The organism is Amycolatopsis sp. SB7-3 (assembly GCF_041021335.1).
GTDB lineage: Bacteria > Actinomycetota > Actinomycetes > Mycobacteriales > Pseudonocardiaceae > Amycolatopsis > Amycolatopsis japonica.
Genome location: NZ_JBFPJQ010000001.1, coordinates 1,025,075 through 1,041,761 on the forward strand (window position 1 = coordinate 1,025,075; position 16,687 = coordinate 1,041,761).

Below are 16,687 nucleotides of genomic sequence, written 5' to 3' on the forward strand. Positions count from 1 at the left end.
CCGGGGTGTGAGAGGTCCGGTTTGGACACTTCGCGGCGTCAGGGGGCCAGTGTTGAAAAAGTCAATCGTGGAGAAGGTCCCTTGCTCCCCTTGGCGCTGTCCTGAAGGCCACCTTCAGGGCGCTGGACGTCTCAAAGGTGGCCTTCAGGGCATGACCTGCGCGCCCGAGCCCGAAACCTCAGCCCGGATAGAACGGGTCCGCATCGGTGACGGTGTGCGCCTGCGGCCGCCAGACCTCGCCCAGCTCGGAGGCGACCCACAGCCCACCCGCGTCCGCGACCAGGTTCTGCCTGCTCGGCGCCGCGGTGACGCCGTGCACCGGCGGGGTCAGGTTCGAGCCGCTGAAGGGGTCCATCCGCTGCCCGTCCAGCGGCACCTTGACCACCGGCAGCGAATTCGACGACGTCGCGACGATCAGGTGGTCCTGGGTCGCCCAGTCGACGTCGACGACGTCCTTGAGGTCGCGTTCCTGCAGTTTCCGCGGCGCCCGCAGGGCCACCGAGTCCGCCGTCCGCACGATCGAGGCGACCACCAGCTGCCCGTTGACCACCGCGGCGAGCCGGGATCCGTCCCGCGAAAGGCGCAGTTCGGTGATCTGCCCCAGCCCGGTGAGCATGGTCGCGTCGACGCCTGCCTTCACCCAGCGGCCGTCCGCGGCCAGCGTGACCCGGGCGACGGTGTTGTGGTCGACCACCGTCCAGACCTCGCCTGAGACCCCGCCGCCGCCACGGGCGACCGGACGCCAGGTGGGGCGGCTCAGGCTGCCGCCGAACAGGTCCACCGAAGCGAGGTCGTGGCCCAGATCGCCGACCCGCAGCCATTGCCTGCCGTCGCGTTCTTCGACCACGGCGAGGCGTTTGCCGTCGACGGACTGCGCGGCGCTGACGACCTTGTACCCGCCGTTGCCCGCGGGCCCGCCGACCGGCTGCCCGTCGCCGAGCGACCGGACCCGCCCGTTCACGGTCATCAGGCCCAGCAGTTCGGAGTTGGGCGCGATGTCCACGTTGTAGTTGGGCAGCTCGCTGGAGCGCCAGTATTCGTGTTCCGGCACCAGTGCGGTGCCGTCGGCCAGCAGCCGGACCCGGCTCAGCGTCACCGTCTGCAGCGACAGGACGATCTGCGCGGCGATCAGGTTCCGGTCCACGAGGCTGGCCCCGCCGACGCCGGTCAGGTTGATGTCCAGTGTCCCGTCGTCCGTGCTGCGCACGTTGCTTTCGATGGTCACCTGGTCGCCGAGCAGATCCTTGACCGCGCCCTTCAACCCCTCCGACGGGCCCTGCAGCACCAGGTCCATCACCCGGCCGGGCAATCCGGCCTGCGGTTTCGCCGCGACGTACCGGAGGTCGGGGACGAAGGCGCCGGAGTCCGGCGAGTAGAAGCTGATCGGCACCCGGAAGTAGCTGAGCGCGAAGTCCTCGTCGGTGACGGCGAGTTCCTGCGGCGGGTCCACGATCCGCCACTGGCCGTTCTGCTGCTTCCGCAGCTTGAACTGCTGCGAGTACTCGGCCTTCACCGGGAGGAACGCGCTGTCGGGGCTGAGGGTCCCGAGTTTGAACCCGCGGACGTTCACGACCTGCTCGTCCGGGTTCCCCGACGAAGACGACGTGTCGTAAACGGTGCCGAAGGTGTCGTCGATGATCGTCAGCCCCGGCGACGGCTTCCAGTTACGCCGGGCGTCGTCGTCGAGGTAGACGCGCGCGGCGGCGCTCGCCGTACCCGGCGCCGCCGAGTTGCGGATGAACTGGCGGGTGACGGTCAGCGGGTCGATCCCGGCCGCCGGTTCGGGGACGTCCGCCGGCGCCTGGCCGGGTTTGTCCCCGGACACGACGACGGGCTGGGATTCGAGCGGGATGTTCGCGCAGCCTGCGACCAGCAGGAACACCGCGAGCAGGGCCAGCAGCCGTTTCACCGGCCGACCTCCTCGGGCTCGGCGAGGATCGCGTCGGGCGCGGGCCGGACTTCGAGCAGTCCGGACGACCCGTGCGTGTCGGTCGCCTTGTGATCGGGCGGGGGCAGGAGCAGCGGGCTCTCCCCCATCGGCGTGTCCTGGCGCCGCGGCAGCACGAGCCGGAAGCAGGCACCATGGCCGGGCTCGCCCCAGGCGTCGAGCACGCCGCCGTGCAGCCGGGCGTCCTCCTGGCTGATCGCGAGGCCGAGGCCGGTGCCGCCGGTCCGGCGGTTACGGGACGGGTCGGCGCGCCAGAACCGGTTGAACACCAGTTCCGCTTCACCGGGCCTGAGCCCGACGCCGCGGTCCCGCACGGTGATGGCGACCGCGGTCTCGTTGACCGCCAGCGTCAGCACCACCGGGTTCCCTTCGCTGTGGTCCACCGCGTTCGCCAGCAGGTTGCGCAGGATCCGCTCGACGCGGCGCGCGTCGACTTCGGCGGGCGCCTCCTCGTCCGGGAGGACCAGTTCGACCGAGCTTCCCGCGTTGCCCGCGATCACCCGGACCTGCTCGACGGCCCTGGTCGCGATCGGGCGGACGTCGATCAGCTCGGCCGAGAGCTCCTCGACACCGGCGTCCAGCCTGCTGATCTCCAGCAGATCGCCGAGCAGTGCCTCGAACCGGTCGAGTTCGTCGACCAGCAGTTCGGTGGAGCGGGCGAGCCCGGCCGGGAACTGCTCGCGCGACGCGTGCAGCACGTCGGCCGCCATCCGGACGGTGGTCAGCGGGGTGCGCAGTTCGTGCGAGACGTCGGAGGTGAACCGGCGCTGCAGCCCGCCGAACTCCTCCAGCTGGCGGATCTGCCGCTGGATGCTCGCGGCCATCTCGTTGTAGGACACGGCGAGTTTGGCCAGATCGTCCTCGCCGAGCACGGCGAGCCGCTGGTCGAGTTCCCCGCCCGCGAACTGTTCGGCCGCCGCGGCGGCCTGCCGGACCGGCCGGACCACCTGTCTGGTGACCAGGTTCGTGATCCCGGCGAGCAGGAGCAGCAGGACGAGCCCGCCGACGAGCAGCGTGTTCTGCACCGTCGAGACGGTGTTCTGCTCACTGGTCAGCGGGTACAGCAGGTAGAGCTGGAGCGGGTTGATCATCGTGCTCACCGGCGCGCCGACGATCAGATACGTCGTCTTGCCGCCGTCGGCCTCGGTGACCGTGTGGGTCAGATAGCTGAGCTGCTCGGTCTCGACGAACTGGCGCAGCCGCACCGGCACGCGGTCGTAAGGACCGGCGGCCACCGGTTTGCTGGACTGGTCGCGGCCGCCCGCGGCCAGCACCGGTTCGAAGGTGCCCGCCGTCGATCCCGCGCCGTCCTGTGAGGACGTCGTGCTGGAGATCTTCTTCAGCGCGTTGCTCATCCGCGCGGTGAGCGCTTCCGGGCTTTCGGTGCCGACACCGACCAGCTCGGCGGCCGCGGTCTCGACGACCGCCCTGGTCTGGGCGATCGCCGCGTTCTGCTTGGTCTCGACCAGCCGATCGGTGATCTGGTTCTGCAGCACCATGCCCAGCACGAACACCACGGCCGACGACAGCGCCAGCGTGGACACGGTGACCCGGAACTGCAGCGAATACCGCCACAGTTCGTTGAACGACACGATCTTGCGGCGCACGAAAACCACGATGCGCCGGAACTGGCGCATCGTGGTCTGGGCGAGCCTTCGCAAGCGTCCGGTCATGGGGTGATCACGGCGGGCCGGCCTTGTACCCGACACCGCGAACGGTCAACACCACCTCGGGGTGCTCCGGGTCCTTCTCGACCTTCGACCGCAGCCGCTGGACGTGGACGTTCACCAGCCGGGTGTCGGCGGCGTGGCGGTAGCCCCACACCTGCTCGAGGAGCACCTCGCGGGTGAACACCTGACGCGGTTTGCGGGCGAGCGCGACCAGGAGGTCGAACTCGAGCGGGGTCAGCGGGATGGCCTTGCCCTCCCGCGTCACCTCGTGGCCGGGGACGTCGATCGCGAGGTCGCCGATCGTCAGCGACTCGGCGGGCTCGGCCTCGGTGCGGCGCATCCGGGCACGGACGCGGGCCACGAGTTCCTTCGGCTTGAAGGGCTTGACCACGTAGTCGTCGGCCCCCGACTCGAGCCCGAGGACGATGTCCACGGTGTCGCTCTTGGCGGTGAGCATCACGATCGGCACGCCGGATTCGGCCCGGATCGCCTTGCAGACGTCGATGCCGTTCATGCCGGGCAGCATGAGGTCGAGGAGGACCAGGTCCGGTTTCAGCTCACGAAGCGCGGGCAGCGCCCGTGAGCCGTCGGCCACGACGGCTGTGTCGAACCCCTCCCCACGCAGCACGATGGTGAGCATCTCCGCGAGAGCAGGGTCGTCGTCGACGACCAGAACACGTGCCTTCATAAACCTATGTTCGCACTAGTTTCCCCACGCGGGCGCGCGACCCGGCGATGTGACCACCAGAAAGATCATCGAATCGGGCAAATTGCTCCATCCGAGTAGGGTCTTCGGGCCCTAGAGACCGCGGCGGAGCCTGGTGAACGGCCTCGGGGAGTCGATCGCGAAGACACCGGTCAGCACATCGCCGCGGTGATAGGTCGCGACGAAGCGCTTCGAAGCCACGTCACCTTCGGCGATCCGCACGTCTTCCGTGGCCACTCCGGCGAATTGGAGCCGCCGTCCGTACTGATCGGACCAAAAGTAACCGTGTCGTGCGAAATGCGTGACGGTCGAGCCGGCGAGCAGGTTCGCGACCGCGACGCCCGGCTGTTCCCCGGCCGCCGTCCAATGCTCGGCACGGACGCGTACGCCACGCAGCGGGCAGCGGTACCGCGCGACGTCACCCACCGCGATCACTCGGGGATTCGCTGTGACACAGCCGGAATCGACCAGCACCCCGTCGTCGACGGCGAGCCCGGAGCCGGTCAGCCATCCGGTGGCCGGCCGCGCCCCCACTCCGGCGACGACGAGATCGGCGCGGATCTCCCGGCCGTCGGCGAGCCGTACACCGGTGACCCGGCCGGTCCCGGTGAACCCGGCGACGGGGACGCCCGTGATCAGCCGGACGTCGTTCTCGGCGTGCAGTTCCCCGCACACCGCGCCCATCCGCGCGCCGAGGACGGGGGCGAGCGGCACGGGCATCGCCTCGATCACGCTCACTTCGTGGCCGAGCAGGCGGCACGCGGACGCGACTTCCGCGCCGATGAATCCCGCGCCGATGACGACGACCGCGGAAGGCCCGGCCGCGAGGGCCTGTTTCAGGGCGACCGCGTCTTCGAGCGTTCGCAAGGTGTGCACACCGGCCAGATTCCTTGCCGCGTCCAGGGTTCTGGCCACCGCACCGGTCGCGATGACGTAACCGTCGGCGGCGATCGTGGTGCCGTCGCCGAATGTCACGCCCTCGCGGCCGAGCTTTTCGGCGCGGACGCCAAGGTGCCATTCGGCGGCCAGCGCGTCGAGGTCGTTCTGCCCGGCGAGCGCGATGTCGTCGGCGGAAACCTTGCCCAGCAAGAAATCCTTCGACAACGGCGGCCGGTCGTACGGCGGTTCGGCACCGATCATCACCAGGCGCCCATCGAAACCTTGGGCGCGCAATTCCTGTGCCGCGCGCAGCCCCGCCAAGGAAGTGCCGACGACGGCGACGGTTCTCAAGCGACGTCCTGCCGCACCTCGGTGTCCACGTAGATCACCCCGTCGGCGACCACGACCGGGTACGTGCGCACGGCGTTCTTGGCCGGCAGGCAGTCCGGCGCGCCGGTCCGCAGATCGAACCGCGCGGCGTGCAGCGGGCATTCGACGTAGCAGCCTTCGATCCAGCCGTCGGCGAGCGACGCGTCCTGATGGCTGCAGGTGTCGTCGAGCGCGTAATACGCGCCCTCGGAATGGAAGACCGAGACGGGCACAGGGCCCGCCACGCGGACGGCTTCGCCTTCGGGCAGTTCGGAGACGGAGCAGGCACGGATCATCGGGGCCTCCGGGGAAAGGACCGACGGTTGTTGATGTTGCGTATTACGAGACGGGACGTGCTCTGCGCAACAATCACCCCCGAGGGGCCGGTGCGTCAAGGGATTCGCCCACTCAGCCGAGCGGATCCGGGCCAAACGGCTACTGTTGCGTCATGCGGAACCAGGACGCGGGGAACGCAACATCCAGCCAGGTGCAGTCCGTCGACCGCGCGATCAGCGTGCTGGAACTGCTGGCACGCAACGGGGAAACGGGGATCACCGAGATCGCGGGCGAGCTCGGCGTGCACAAGTCGACGGCCTCCCGCCTGCTGAGCGTCCTGGAGAACCGCGGCCTCGTCGAGCAGCTCGGCGAACGGGGCAAATACGCGATCGGCTTCGGCGTCGTCCGGCTCGCCGGCGCCGCCACCGGGCGGATGGACCTGGCGAAACTGGGCAGGCAGACCTGCCAGGGCCTGGCGGAGACGCTCGGCGAGACGGTCAACATCGCGATCGCCGACGACGGCGTCGCGATCAACGTCAGCCAGGCCCGCGGCTCGGCCGCGATCACCACGCAGAACTGGACCGGGCAGCGCACGCCGCTGCACGCGACGTCCAGCGGGAAGGTGCTGCTCGCGTACATGGGCGACGTCGAGCGCAAACGCTTGCTCCGGCGGAAACTCGAACAGTTCACACCGCGGACCACGGTCGATCCGGACGAGTTGACCGCGGAGCTGGAGCGGGTCGCCGAGGACGGGTACGCGGCCTGTTTCGAGGAGCTGGAGCTGGGGATGCACGCCGTCGCGGTGCCGGTGCACGGGCCCGGCGGCGACGTCGTCGCGGCGATGAGCGCTTCGGGCCCGTCGTACCGGCTTTCGAAACAGCGAGTGCGGCAGATCGTGCGGCCGCTGACCGAGGCGTCGGCTGATCTTTCGGCGCAGCTGGGGTACTTCGCCGACTGAAGAGGCCGACCTCTTCGGGCTCTTGACAGCGCGCCCGCCGGTGCCGCACTTTGTTGCTGAAGACGGAACAACGTGCCTCATCCGCAACAGCGCCTGTCACCCCGATGCCCGATCGTCCTTTGTGGACTTTCCGGGCAGGCAGGAGGTACCCCTCACCATGCCCCCCGTACCCCGCGTCGTCGTGATCGGCGCCGGCATCGTCGGCTGCGCGCTCGCCGACGAACTCACCGAACGCGGCTGGACCGACGTCACCGTGCTGGAGCAGGGCGACCTGTTCGCCACCGGCGGGTCGACCTCGCACGCGCCCGGTCTGGTCTTCCAGACCAACGCCTGCCGCACGATGACCGAGTTCGCCCGCTACACCGTCGACAAATACGGCACGCTCGACCTCGATGGGAACCCTTGTTTCCGCCCGGTCGGCGGGCTGGAGGTGGCCACGACGCCGGAACGGCTCGCCGACCTGGCGCGGCGGCACGGCTGGGCCACCGCATCGGGCGTCGAAAGCAGGCTGATCGATCCCGGCGAATGCGCGACGCTGCATCCGTTGCTCGATCCGGCCAAGGTGCTCGGCGGATTCCACATCCCCTCCGACGGTTTGGCCCATCCCCTCCGGGCGGCCGAGGCACAGGCCCGCCGTGCGATCGGGCGCGGCGCGAAATTCCTCGCGCGGCAGAAGGTCGTCGGCGTCGAACGGTCGGCCGGCCGGGTCACCGGCGTGACCACCGAGACCGGGAGCTTCCGCGCGGACATCGTGCTCTCGTGCGCCGGGATGTGGGGGCCGGTGCTCGGCGAACTGGTGGACCTCACGATCCCGCTGGTGCCGATGGCGCATCAGTACGCGCGCACCAGTCCCCTGCCGTCACTCGCCGGCGCGACCGAGGAGGCCACGAGGCCGATCCTGCGACATCAGGACGCCGACCTGTACTTCCGCGAGCACGTCGACCGGATCGGCATCGGCGCGTACGGTCACCGGCCGATGCCGTTGCCCGCCAAGGAGATCGGCTCCGGCGAGGGAATGCCCTCCGAGCTCACGTTCACCCCCGCGGACTTCGAAGCGTCGTGGGCCGCCGCCGTCGACCTGCTGCCTTCACTCGGCGAGACCAAGGTCGAGGAGGGCATCAACGGCCTGTTCTCCTTCACCCCGGACGGCATGCCGCTGCTGGGCGAACACCCCGGCCTCGACGGGTTCTGGGTCGCCGAAGCGGTCTGGATCACGCATTCGGCCGGGGTCGCGCGCGCCATGGCGCAATGGCTGGTCGACGGCAGGTCCGAAACGGATCTGCACGGTTGCGATCTCGCGCGGTTCGAGCGGGTGCAACTGGCGCCGGACCACGTCATGAAACGGAGCTGCCAGAGCTTCGTCGAGGTCTACGACATCGTCCATCCCTTGCAGCCCATGGAAGAACCACGGCCGCTGCGGACGAGTCCCTTCTACGAACGGCAAGCCGAACTCGGCGCGTTCTTCCTCGAAGCGGGCGGCTGGGAACGTCCGCACTGGTACGAGGCGAACGCGAACCTCCTCGAGATCGACCGCGTCCCCGCGCGCAACGACTGGGCCGCGCGGTACTGGTCGCCGATCGGCGGCGCCGAGGCGCTGGTCGCGCGGCAGCGGGTCGCGATGTTCGACATGACGTCGTTGAAACGGGTGGAGGTCACCGGCCCCGGCGCGCTGCCGTTCCTGCAGACGATGACCACGAACCAGCTCGGCAAGAAACCCGGCTCGGTCACCTACACCCTGCTGCTCGACGAAGACGGCGGCGTGCGCAGCGATCTGACCGTCGCCCGGCTCGGCGCCGAACGGTTCCAGGTCGGTGTCAACAGCGCCGTCGACATCGACTGGCTCCGGCGGCATCTCCCCGGCGACGGCGCCGCGCAGATCCACGAGACCACCCCTGGCACCTGCTGTATCGGGCTCTGGGGCCCGCTCGCGAGAGCCGTACTGCAACCACTGTCCACAACGGACTTCTCGCATCAGGCCATGGGCTACTTCAAGACGAAACAGGCGTACGTCGGCCACGTGCCGGTGACCGCGATGCGACTGTCCTATGTGGGCGAACTCGGCTGGGAGCTGTACACGAGCGCCGACCTCGGCCGCGAACTCTGGGACACGATCTGGGAGGCGGGGCAGGCGCACGGGATCATCGCCGCCGGGCGGGACGCCTTCTCCAGTATGCGGCTGGAGAAGGGATATCGGCTGTGGGGCACGGACGTCACCACCGAGCACGATCCGTACGAGGCCGGTCTCGGTTTCGCCGTGCGGATGGACAAGGGCTACTTCATCGGCCGTGACGCGCTGGCAGGCCGTTCCGAGGAAACGGTGACCAGGAAGCTGACCTGCCTCACCGTCGACGATCCGTACTCCGTCGTGCTCGGCAAGGAACCGGTGTTCGCCGACGGCCGTCCCGCGGGATATGTCACGAGCGCCGCGTACGGCTACACCGTCGGCAAGAACATCGCGTACGCCTGGCTTCCGGTCGAGTTCGCCCAGCCGGGAAGGCCGCTGGAGATCGAGTACTTCGGCGAGCGCATCTCCGCCGTCGTCGCGAACGAGCCCTTGTTCGATCCCGCCATGGCCCGGATCAGGAGTGCCGCATGAGTCACTACGACGTCATCGTCATCGGCCTCGGCGGGATGGGCAGCGCCGCGGCGTACCGGCTCGCCCGGCGGGGACAGCGCGTGCTGGGCATCGACCGGTTCGCGCCCGTGCACAACCTCGGGTCCAGCCACGGCGGCTCGCGGATCACCCGGCAGGCGTACTTCGAGGATCCCGCGTACGTCCCGCTCCTGCTGCGGGCGCACGAACTGTGGGAGGGCGTCGAACGCGATTCCGGCCGGAAGATCTTCACCCGTTGCGGCGGGATCATGCTCGGCGGCCCCGATTCGCGGACGGTGTCGGGCAGCCTGGCCAGCGCCCGGACCTGGGATCTGCCGCACGAACTCCTCGACGCGGCCGAGATCCGGCGCCGGTTCCCGACGATGAACCCGGCGGACCACGAAATCGCGCTGTACGAGGAGAACGCCGGCTTCGTGGTGCCGGAAGGCAGTGTGGCGGCGCATCTCCAGCTCGCCGCGCGGGCCGGGGCGGACCTGCACCACGAGGAGGAGGTCCTTTCCTGGCGGGAGACGTCCACCGGGGTCCGGGTGGGCACGTCGCAGAACTTCTACACCGCCGAGCAGCTGGTGATCTGCCCCGGCGCCTGGGCACCGGGCCTGCTCACCGAACTCGGCATCGAGTTCACCATCGAACGCCAGGTCCAGTACTGGTTCGCACCGTCGGGCGGGGTCGCGCCGTTCCGCGCCGAACGGCATCCGATCTACGTCTGGGAAGGCGAAGGCGGCCGCCAGTTCTACGGTTTCCCCTCCCACGACGACGCCGGAAGCGTGAAGGTCGCGTTCTTCCGCGGCGGCGAGCCCTGTACGCCCGAGACCATCGACCGGACGGTGCACGCCGAAGAGGTCGCCGAGATCTCGGAGTTCGTCGGACGGAAGATGCCGGCACTGCCCGGCACGTTCCTGCGCGGGGCGACCTGCATGTACACGAACACGCCCGACGAGCATTTCGTCATCTCCCGCCATCCCGAGCACGAGCGGGTGGTGGTCGCCTGCGGCTTCTCCGGGCACGGCTTCAAATTCGTCCCGGTGGTCGGTGAGATACTCGCCGACCTGGTCGTGGACGGCACCACCGCCCAGCCGATCGGCCTGTTCGACCCCGCCCGGTTCGCCGGAGTCGCGAGATGACCAGTCTCATCCCGACGCTGGGCGGCGGCTACTACACCGACGCCGCGATCTTCGCGGCCGAGCAGGAGAAGATCTTCGAACGCCGGTGGTTCTGCGCGGTCCGGTCGGCGGATCTGCCGTCGGCCGGTGACTTCCGGACCGTCCAGGTAGGACGGGAGAGCGTGCTCGTCAGCCGAGGCCGGGACGGCGGGCTGCGGGCGTTCCTCAACGTCTGCCGCCATCGTGGCGCGCGGCTGTGCACGGAGGAAGCCGGCACGGTGAAACGCGCGTTCCAGTGTCCGTACCACGCGTGGACGTACGGGCTCGACGGCAAGCTGATCGCGGCGCCGAATCTGGCGAACCTCCCCGACATCGACCGGACCGAGTACGGGTTGCACACCGTGCACCTGCGGGAATGGCTGGGGTACGCGTGGGTCTGCCTCGCCGCGGACCCGCCGTCGTTCGAGGCCGACGTCGAAGGCGCGGTGCGCGAACGGCTGGGCGATCTGGAGTCGATCGAGCGGTACCGCCTCGACAAGCTCTCGGTCGGGCGCCGGATCACCTACGACGTCAAGGCGAACTGGAAGCTCATCGTCGAGAACTTCATGGAGTGCTACCACTGCGCGACCATCCATCCGGAGCTGACCGAGGTGCTGCCGGAATTCGCCGACGGGTACGCGGCGCAGTACTACGTCGGCCACGGCGCCGAATTCGGCGAGGACGTGGAGGGGTTCACCATCGACGGCCGCTCGGGTTTCGACCGGCTCGACGGTGTCGCGAACGACCAGGACAGGCGGTACTACGCGATCACCATCCGGCCGCAGGTGTTCGTTAACCTGGTGCCGGACCACGTGATCTTCCACCGGATGTACCCGCTCGCGCCGGACCGCACGGTCGTCGAATGCGACTGGCTCTATTCGGAGGAGGTCGTGGCGTCGGGGCGGGACGTGTCACGGTCGGTGGAGCTGTTCCACCGCGTCAACGAGCAGGATTTCGACGCCTGCGAACGCTGCCAGCCCGCGATGGCGTCCCGCGCCTACCGCGGTGGTGGCGTGCTGATGCCCTCGGAACACCACATCGGCGAGTTCCACACCTGGCTGCTCACGCGTTTAGAAGCCACGCATTTAGAGGACGAAATGCGGTAGTTGCACGCGCAAGGACCGCATTCAGAGGACTAAGCGCGGAGGAGGGACGTCGCGAGGGCCGGGGTGTCGACACCGGCGACGCCGTCGAGAACGTGCCAGGGCGCGAGCCAGTCCGTCGCGGCGAGTTCGTCGTAGACCACCGAGCACCGCTTCTGGAGCGCGTCGTCGGTCTCGAAGGAATCCCGCGCGCGGTCGGCGTCGGTCTCCGCGCGGCGCTGCGCGCGGTCGGCGGCGACGTCGGCGGTGACCCGGAGCAGCAGATGCGCGACGGGCACCGGCAGACCGAACCGGTCGATCTCCAGTTCCTTGAGCCAGCGCACGAACTCGCCGTCCGCGCCCTGATGGAGGCGGGCGGCGCCGTACGCGGCGTTCGACGCGACGTACCGGTCGAGCAGCACGACGTCGTGATCGCCGAGCCGCGCGCGGATCTCGTCGGCCGCGCCCCGTCGGTCGAGCGCGTAGAGCATCGCCATGCCGTAGACGGAGTCGGCGAGGTCGCCGTGACCGCGGTGCAGCGCTTCCTTCACGAGGTCGGCGTGCACGCTTTCGCCGTAGCGCGGGAACGCGATGGACGTGACGCTCGCCCCGGCCGCGTTCAGCGCGCCGGTCAGCGCGTCGGCGAGGGTGCGCTTGCCCGCGCCGTCCAGACCTTCGATCACCACGAGTCGTCCCACGGGCCAAGAATATGACCAGCACCGCGAAGCGGTTCCATTGAGGGCGGTGGCGGGGGCATGGATGGATAAAGTGCCGTGGTCGACCGGCGGGCCAGACGGGTCAGCTCACGTCCGGCCCACCGGTCCGCTAGGGGACGCGCCTCTTCGAGTGCAGGAAGAAGCCTGCGACACCGATGAGGAGCAAGCCGCCGAAGATCAGCAGCGGGACGAAGCCGGTGTCCTGCGCGTCGGGCGCGGGGCCGCCGTCGCCGCGGGGCATCACTTGGGCGTTGTAACCGCCGGCCTTGCCCTCCTGGGCGTACGGCGAGCTCGCGAGCATGTCGCCGTAGCGGCCGGAGACGGTCTTCTGATACTCCGCGAGGGTGGCCGACGTGCCCGTCGCCGAGCCGCTGGCGCCGGAGTCGAGCAGCGTCACCTGGCCGTCGCGCAGCGCGTACCAGGCGTCGACCTGGGGTTCGTGGAGCAGCGTCGCACCGGCGGGCAATCGCCGCGCCAGCTCGCTTTCCCGGTCGCCCGACGCGATGTTGCCGACGCGCCAGGCGCCGTCGTCGCCGCGGACCGACCACACGGTCGCGGTCTGCCCGTCGGAGGCCGTCACCGGCACCGCCACGTAGGCGAGCCGTCCGGCGATCGCGCCGTCACCGGCGACGAAATCCCTCGAAAGCTCGTAAACCGGGAAGGATTCGTCGATGACGCTGACCGACGGTGCGTGGCTCGAACCACCCATCTGCGTGAAGAAGCGGCCGAGCTCCGCACGGAGCGTGGGGTCGTCGGCAGCCGCCTTCGCGGCCGCGAGATCTTCACCCGACAGGTGATCCGCGCGCGCTCCGGGCGCCGAGACCAGCAGCGCGACCGCGACCAGCCCGGCCAGCCCGAGGAACCGCCGCGCGCTCATCGCCGGATCCCGGTGAGCGTATGGGTCCAGGTGAAGGACTTGTTGGCCGAGTAGAAGTCGTAGGTCGACCAGTTGTACCGGTTGCCGGTGGGCAGTGGATCCCCCCACGAGACCCACTTCCGGCCGGCGTCCGCGCCGTAGAGGACGTGCATGTGGCCGCCGCCCGAGGCCCAGCCGACCCGCGTCTGGACGGGTTTGCCGTCGCCGGTCTGCGCCTGGACGGCGGCGAAGGGGATGCGGCCCTTGACGTAGTTCCCGGGGGCCGAGAAGCCGAGCTTGCCGAACGCGCGCCGGACGTCGCCCAGCGTTCCGGGCTTGTCGGCGCACTCCCGGCGTCGCTCGTCGTGGGCGATCCGGCAGAATTCGTTCTGGGTGAGGGCCACGCCGTGGTGCGCCGCGATGGTGTTGCCGGAAGCCACCCAGCACCACTGGGACTTCTCCTGCGCCTGCATGGCGATGGGGTGCTGGCGGGCAGGCGGCGACGGCAGCGCGCTCGCCGGGGTCTGGATCGCCAGCCACGCCACGAGACTCGCGGCGCCGGCGGCGCAAACCCTCCTCGAGAACACAGGCACGACGGGCCTCCTGGTCACCATGGCGAACCAATGTGGTCACAACGGTGAACAGCAGGCTCACACTGAGCAAGATGGGCACTCGGCGGAACGGACCGTTCCGGGGCGTTTCCACACCCCGGAACGGTCACTCTTCCGGGGTCAACAACCCCGAACGGGGGACGTAGTGTTCACAGTGCGCTGCTAACGTGAACGTTCCGCGGTGTTCACGCTCAGCGCACACACTGGTCTGGTGAAGGGACGAGCGGTGACACGAGACGGTGCTGATACGTCCTCGGCGGGAAGGCTTGCCTCGGACGTGGACACCCCGACGATCATCGACGGCACGCGCCGTCAACCGCTCGAAGCCTTGCCCAAGGAACTCGTCGAGGCACTCCGCAGCGGCGAATTCCACCACGCGCTCCGTCAGGCGATCGCCTATCGCGGCCTGTCGCTGGCCCGGCTCCGTGCCCACCTGGGGCTCCGCGGTGTCCAAATCGGACAGTCGACGTTGAGCTACTGGCAGCGCGGATTGCGCCAGCCGGAGGTACCCAAGGCGCTCCCGGCCGTGCGTGCGCTGGAATCGGTGCTGCAGCTGCCGGCGGACGCGCTCGTGGTGCTGATCGGACCGCGGACGGCCCGGGCGCGCGGGCACCAGATGGCCGCGTCGTTCCACGACATCCGGTCCGGCGACATGGGCTCGATCGTCGACCAGCTGCTGGCCGAGCTGGGCGCGTACCCGTCTTCCAACCGGTACAACGCCGACCTCGAGATGCTCGCGGTGCACGACACGATCACCTTCGACGCCGCGCACCGGCAGGTCGGCCTCCAGACGCGGCTGGTGTGCCGGGCCCGGCGGCACGGCCCGGACCGGTACGTCACCGTCTACAACGGCGACCCCGGCTGCAACATCGGCGACGTCGAGCTGATCACCGCCGAGGGCTGCCGGGTCGGCCGGATCCGGCGCAACGCCGAAGCCGAGACGATGGCCACCGAGCTGCTCTTCGACCGGAAACTCGCCGAGGGCGAGATCCACGTGTTCTGCTTCGAGGTCCGTGACGACTCCGGCACCGCTTCGCCCGGCTACTTCCGGATGCTGCGGGACCAGTGCGCCAGCTACCTGGTGCAGCTGAAGTTCGCGCTCGGCGCGCTGCCCGCCCGCTGCACCAGGCAGTTCCGGACGCGCGACGACGCCGTGCCCGTCGAGTCCGAGGAGCTGCCGCTCGACATGGGCGGCGTGACCAGTGGTTTCTTCAGCGATGCCGGCCCGGGGCTGGCCGGCATCGAGGTGGAGTGGCAGTAGCGTCCCCATGCAATGAAAGGTCCTTTCCTCGCAAAATTTGCGAGGAAAGGACCTTTCATTGCAGCGGTCAGTACCGGTAGTGGTCGGTCTTGAACGGACCTTCGACGTCCACGTCGATGTACTCCGCCTGCTCCTTGGTCAGCTTCGTGAGCTCACCGCCGAGCGCGTCGAGGTGGATCTTCGCGACCTTCTCGTCGAGCTTCTTCGGGAGGCGGAAGACCTCCTTGTCGTACTCCTCGTGCTTGGTGAACAGCTCGATCTGCGCGATCACCTGGTTGGAGAAGCTGTTCGACATCACGAACGACGGATGCCCGGTCGCGTTGCCCAGGTTCAGCAGGCGGCCCTCGGACAGCACGATGATGCTCTTGCCGTCCGGGAAGACCCACTCGTCGACCTGCGGCTTGATGTTGATGCGCCGGATGCCCGGATAACGCTGCAGGCCCGCCATGTCGAGCTCGTTGTCGAAGTGGCCGATGTTGCCGAGGATCGCCTGGTGCTTCATGCGCGCCATGTGCTCGACGAGCACGACGTCCTTGTTCCCGGTGGTCGTGATGATGATGTCGGCCTCGCCGAGGACGTTCTCCAGCTTCTTGACCTGGTAGCCGTCCATCGCCGCCTGCAGCGCGCAGATCGGGTCGATCTCGGTGACGATCACCCGCGCGCCCTGGCCGCGCAGCGATTCCGCGGCGCCCTTGCCGACGTCGCCGTAACCGCAGACGACCGCGACCTTGCCGCCGATCAGCACGTCGGTGCCGCGGTTGATGCCGTCGATCAGCGAATGGCGGATGCCGTAGCGGTTGTCGAACTTCGACTTGGTCACCGCGTCGTTCACGTTGATCGCCGGGAACAGCAGCTCACCGGCGGCGGCGAGCTGGTAGAGCCGCAACACGCCGGTGGTGGTCTCCTCGGTGACCCCGCGGACGCCTTCGCCGATCTTGGTCCATTTGCCGGTGTCGGCGGCGACCGAGGCCCGCAGCAGTTCGAGGAACACGCGGAACTCGTCGGAAGTGTCCTCGTCCGGCGTGGGCACCACACCGGCCTTCTCGTACTCGGTTCCCTTGTGCACCAGCATGGTGGCGTCGCCGCCGTCGTCGAGGATCATGTTGGGACCTTCGCCGTCCCAGGTCAGCATCCGCTCGGTGCACCACCAGTACTCCTCCAGCGACTCGCCCTTCCAGGCGAACACCGGGACACCCTTGGGCTCCTCGGGGGTGCCGTGCGGGCCGACGACGATCGCCGCGGCCGCGTGGTCCTGGGTGGAGAAGATGTTGCAGGAAGCCCAGCGCACCTCGGCACCCAGCGCGACGAGGGTTTCGATCAGCACCGCGGTCTGTACGGTCATGTGCAGCGAGCCCGAAACGCGGGCTCCCCGCAAGGGATACACCTCGGCGTATTCGCGGCGCAGCGCCATCAGGCCCGGCATCTCGTGCTCGGCGAGGCGGATCTCCTTGCGGCCGAACTCGGCGGCCTCGAGATCGGCGACGGCGAACTCGATGCCGTTGCGGGTGTCGTGCCGCTTGGCAACGCTTTCGGGGGTCATATGCGCGCTTCCTCCAAGGTTGGATGACATCTGAACAGTACCGTTGTCGGTTCAGTCCC

The 16,687-nt window shown here is 69.1% G+C and carries 14 protein-coding genes; 5 read left to right on the forward strand and 9 right to left on the reverse strand.

What is annotated here, in order from left to right:
* Positions 1-178: 178 nt before the first annotated feature.
* The 5 genes from AB8M46_RS04975 to AB8M46_RS04995 form a co-directional block, all read right to left on the reverse strand.
* On the reverse strand, positions 179-1,909 hold the full coding sequence (locus AB8M46_RS04975) for an LpqB family beta-propeller domain-containing protein (RefSeq protein WP_394359661.1): 1,731 nt from the start codon (positions 1,907-1,909) through the stop codon (positions 179-181).
* Complete coding sequence (gene mtrB / locus AB8M46_RS04980; protein WP_037341016.1) at positions 1,906-3,621, reverse strand: MtrAB system histidine kinase MtrB; 1,716 nt, start codon at positions 3,619-3,621, stop codon at positions 1,906-1,908. Before mtrB ends, AB8M46_RS04975 begins: the two co-directional genes overlap by 4 nt.
* Before the next feature lie 7 nt (positions 3,622-3,628).
* Positions 3,629-4,306 (reverse strand): MtrAB system response regulator MtrA, encoded by a 678-nt coding sequence (mtrA, locus tag AB8M46_RS04985; protein WP_005150760.1) that lies wholly within the window; start codon positions 4,304-4,306, stop codon positions 3,629-3,631.
* 111 nt (positions 4,307-4,417) lie between these two features.
* Positions 4,418-5,554 (reverse strand): NAD(P)/FAD-dependent oxidoreductase, encoded by a 1,137-nt coding sequence (locus tag AB8M46_RS04990; protein ID WP_394359662.1) that lies wholly within the window; start codon positions 5,552-5,554, stop codon positions 4,418-4,420.
* A complete protein-coding gene (locus tag AB8M46_RS04995) occupies positions 5,551-5,868 on the reverse strand; it encodes a bifunctional 3-phenylpropionate/cinnamic acid dioxygenase ferredoxin subunit (protein WP_394359663.1) in 318 nt (105 codons plus the stop codon). Before AB8M46_RS04995 ends, AB8M46_RS04990 begins: the two co-directional genes overlap by 4 nt.
* Before the next feature lie 152 nt (positions 5,869-6,020).
* On the opposite strand from AB8M46_RS04995, the gene AB8M46_RS05000 reads away from it, so the two are divergent.
* The 4 genes from AB8M46_RS05000 (at position 6,021) to AB8M46_RS05015 (ending at position 11,668) form a co-directional block, all read left to right on the forward strand.
* Complete coding sequence (locus tag AB8M46_RS05000) at positions 6,021-6,806, forward strand: IclR family transcriptional regulator (RefSeq protein WP_037341007.1); 786 nt, start codon at positions 6,021-6,023, stop codon at positions 6,804-6,806.
* A 157-nt stretch (positions 6,807-6,963) separates the two neighbouring features.
* The gene (locus AB8M46_RS05005) at positions 6,964-9,402 is read left to right on the forward strand and encodes an FAD-dependent oxidoreductase (RefSeq protein ID WP_394359664.1); all 2,439 of its coding nucleotides are present in this window, start codon (positions 6,964-6,966) and stop codon (positions 9,400-9,402) included.
* Entirely contained in the window at positions 9,399-10,544 is a 1,146-nt protein-coding gene (gene solA, locus AB8M46_RS05010; protein ID WP_394359665.1) for an N-methyl-L-tryptophan oxidase, read from the forward strand. The genes AB8M46_RS05005 and solA overlap by 4 nt, the downstream gene beginning before the upstream one ends.
* Positions 10,541-11,668: an aromatic ring-hydroxylating dioxygenase subunit alpha gene (locus tag AB8M46_RS05015; RefSeq protein WP_394359666.1), complete on the forward strand. Its 1,128-nt coding sequence runs from the start codon at positions 10,541-10,543 to the stop codon at positions 11,666-11,668. Before solA ends, AB8M46_RS05015 begins: the two co-directional genes overlap by 4 nt.
* Positions 11,669-11,697: 29 nt before the next feature.
* Here the strand turns inward: AB8M46_RS05015 and AB8M46_RS05020 are convergent, their stop codons facing one another.
* From AB8M46_RS05020 to AB8M46_RS05030, 3 genes are all read right to left on the reverse strand, one after another.
* On the reverse strand, positions 11,698-12,330 hold the full coding sequence (locus tag AB8M46_RS05020; RefSeq protein ID WP_394360843.1) for a dTMP kinase: 633 nt from the start codon (positions 12,328-12,330) through the stop codon (positions 11,698-11,700).
* Between the two features lie 139 nt (positions 12,331-12,469).
* The gene (locus AB8M46_RS05025) at positions 12,470-13,237 is read right to left on the reverse strand and encodes a hypothetical protein (RefSeq protein ID WP_394359667.1); all 768 of its coding nucleotides are present in this window, start codon (positions 13,235-13,237) and stop codon (positions 12,470-12,472) included.
* A complete protein-coding gene (locus AB8M46_RS05030) occupies positions 13,234-13,803 on the reverse strand; it encodes a papain-like cysteine protease family protein (RefSeq protein WP_037340996.1) in 570 nt (189 codons plus the stop codon). Before AB8M46_RS05030 ends, AB8M46_RS05025 begins: the two co-directional genes overlap by 4 nt.
* Positions 13,804-14,053: 250 nt before the next feature.
* On the opposite strand from AB8M46_RS05030, the gene AB8M46_RS05035 reads away from it, so the two are divergent.
* Positions 14,054-15,088 carry a hypothetical protein gene (locus AB8M46_RS05035; RefSeq protein ID WP_052120762.1) on the forward strand — a complete coding sequence of 345 codons (1,035 nt, stop codon included), beginning with the start codon at positions 14,054-14,056 and terminating at the stop codon, positions 15,086-15,088.
* Positions 15,089-15,155: 67 nt separating this feature from the next.
* Here AB8M46_RS05035 and ahcY read toward each other — a convergent pair whose 3' ends face one another.
* The gene (gene ahcY / locus AB8M46_RS05040) at positions 15,156-16,628 is read right to left on the reverse strand and encodes an adenosylhomocysteinase (protein WP_037340993.1); all 1,473 of its coding nucleotides are present in this window, start codon (positions 16,626-16,628) and stop codon (positions 15,156-15,158) included.
* Between the last annotated feature and the right edge of the window lie 59 nt (positions 16,629-16,687).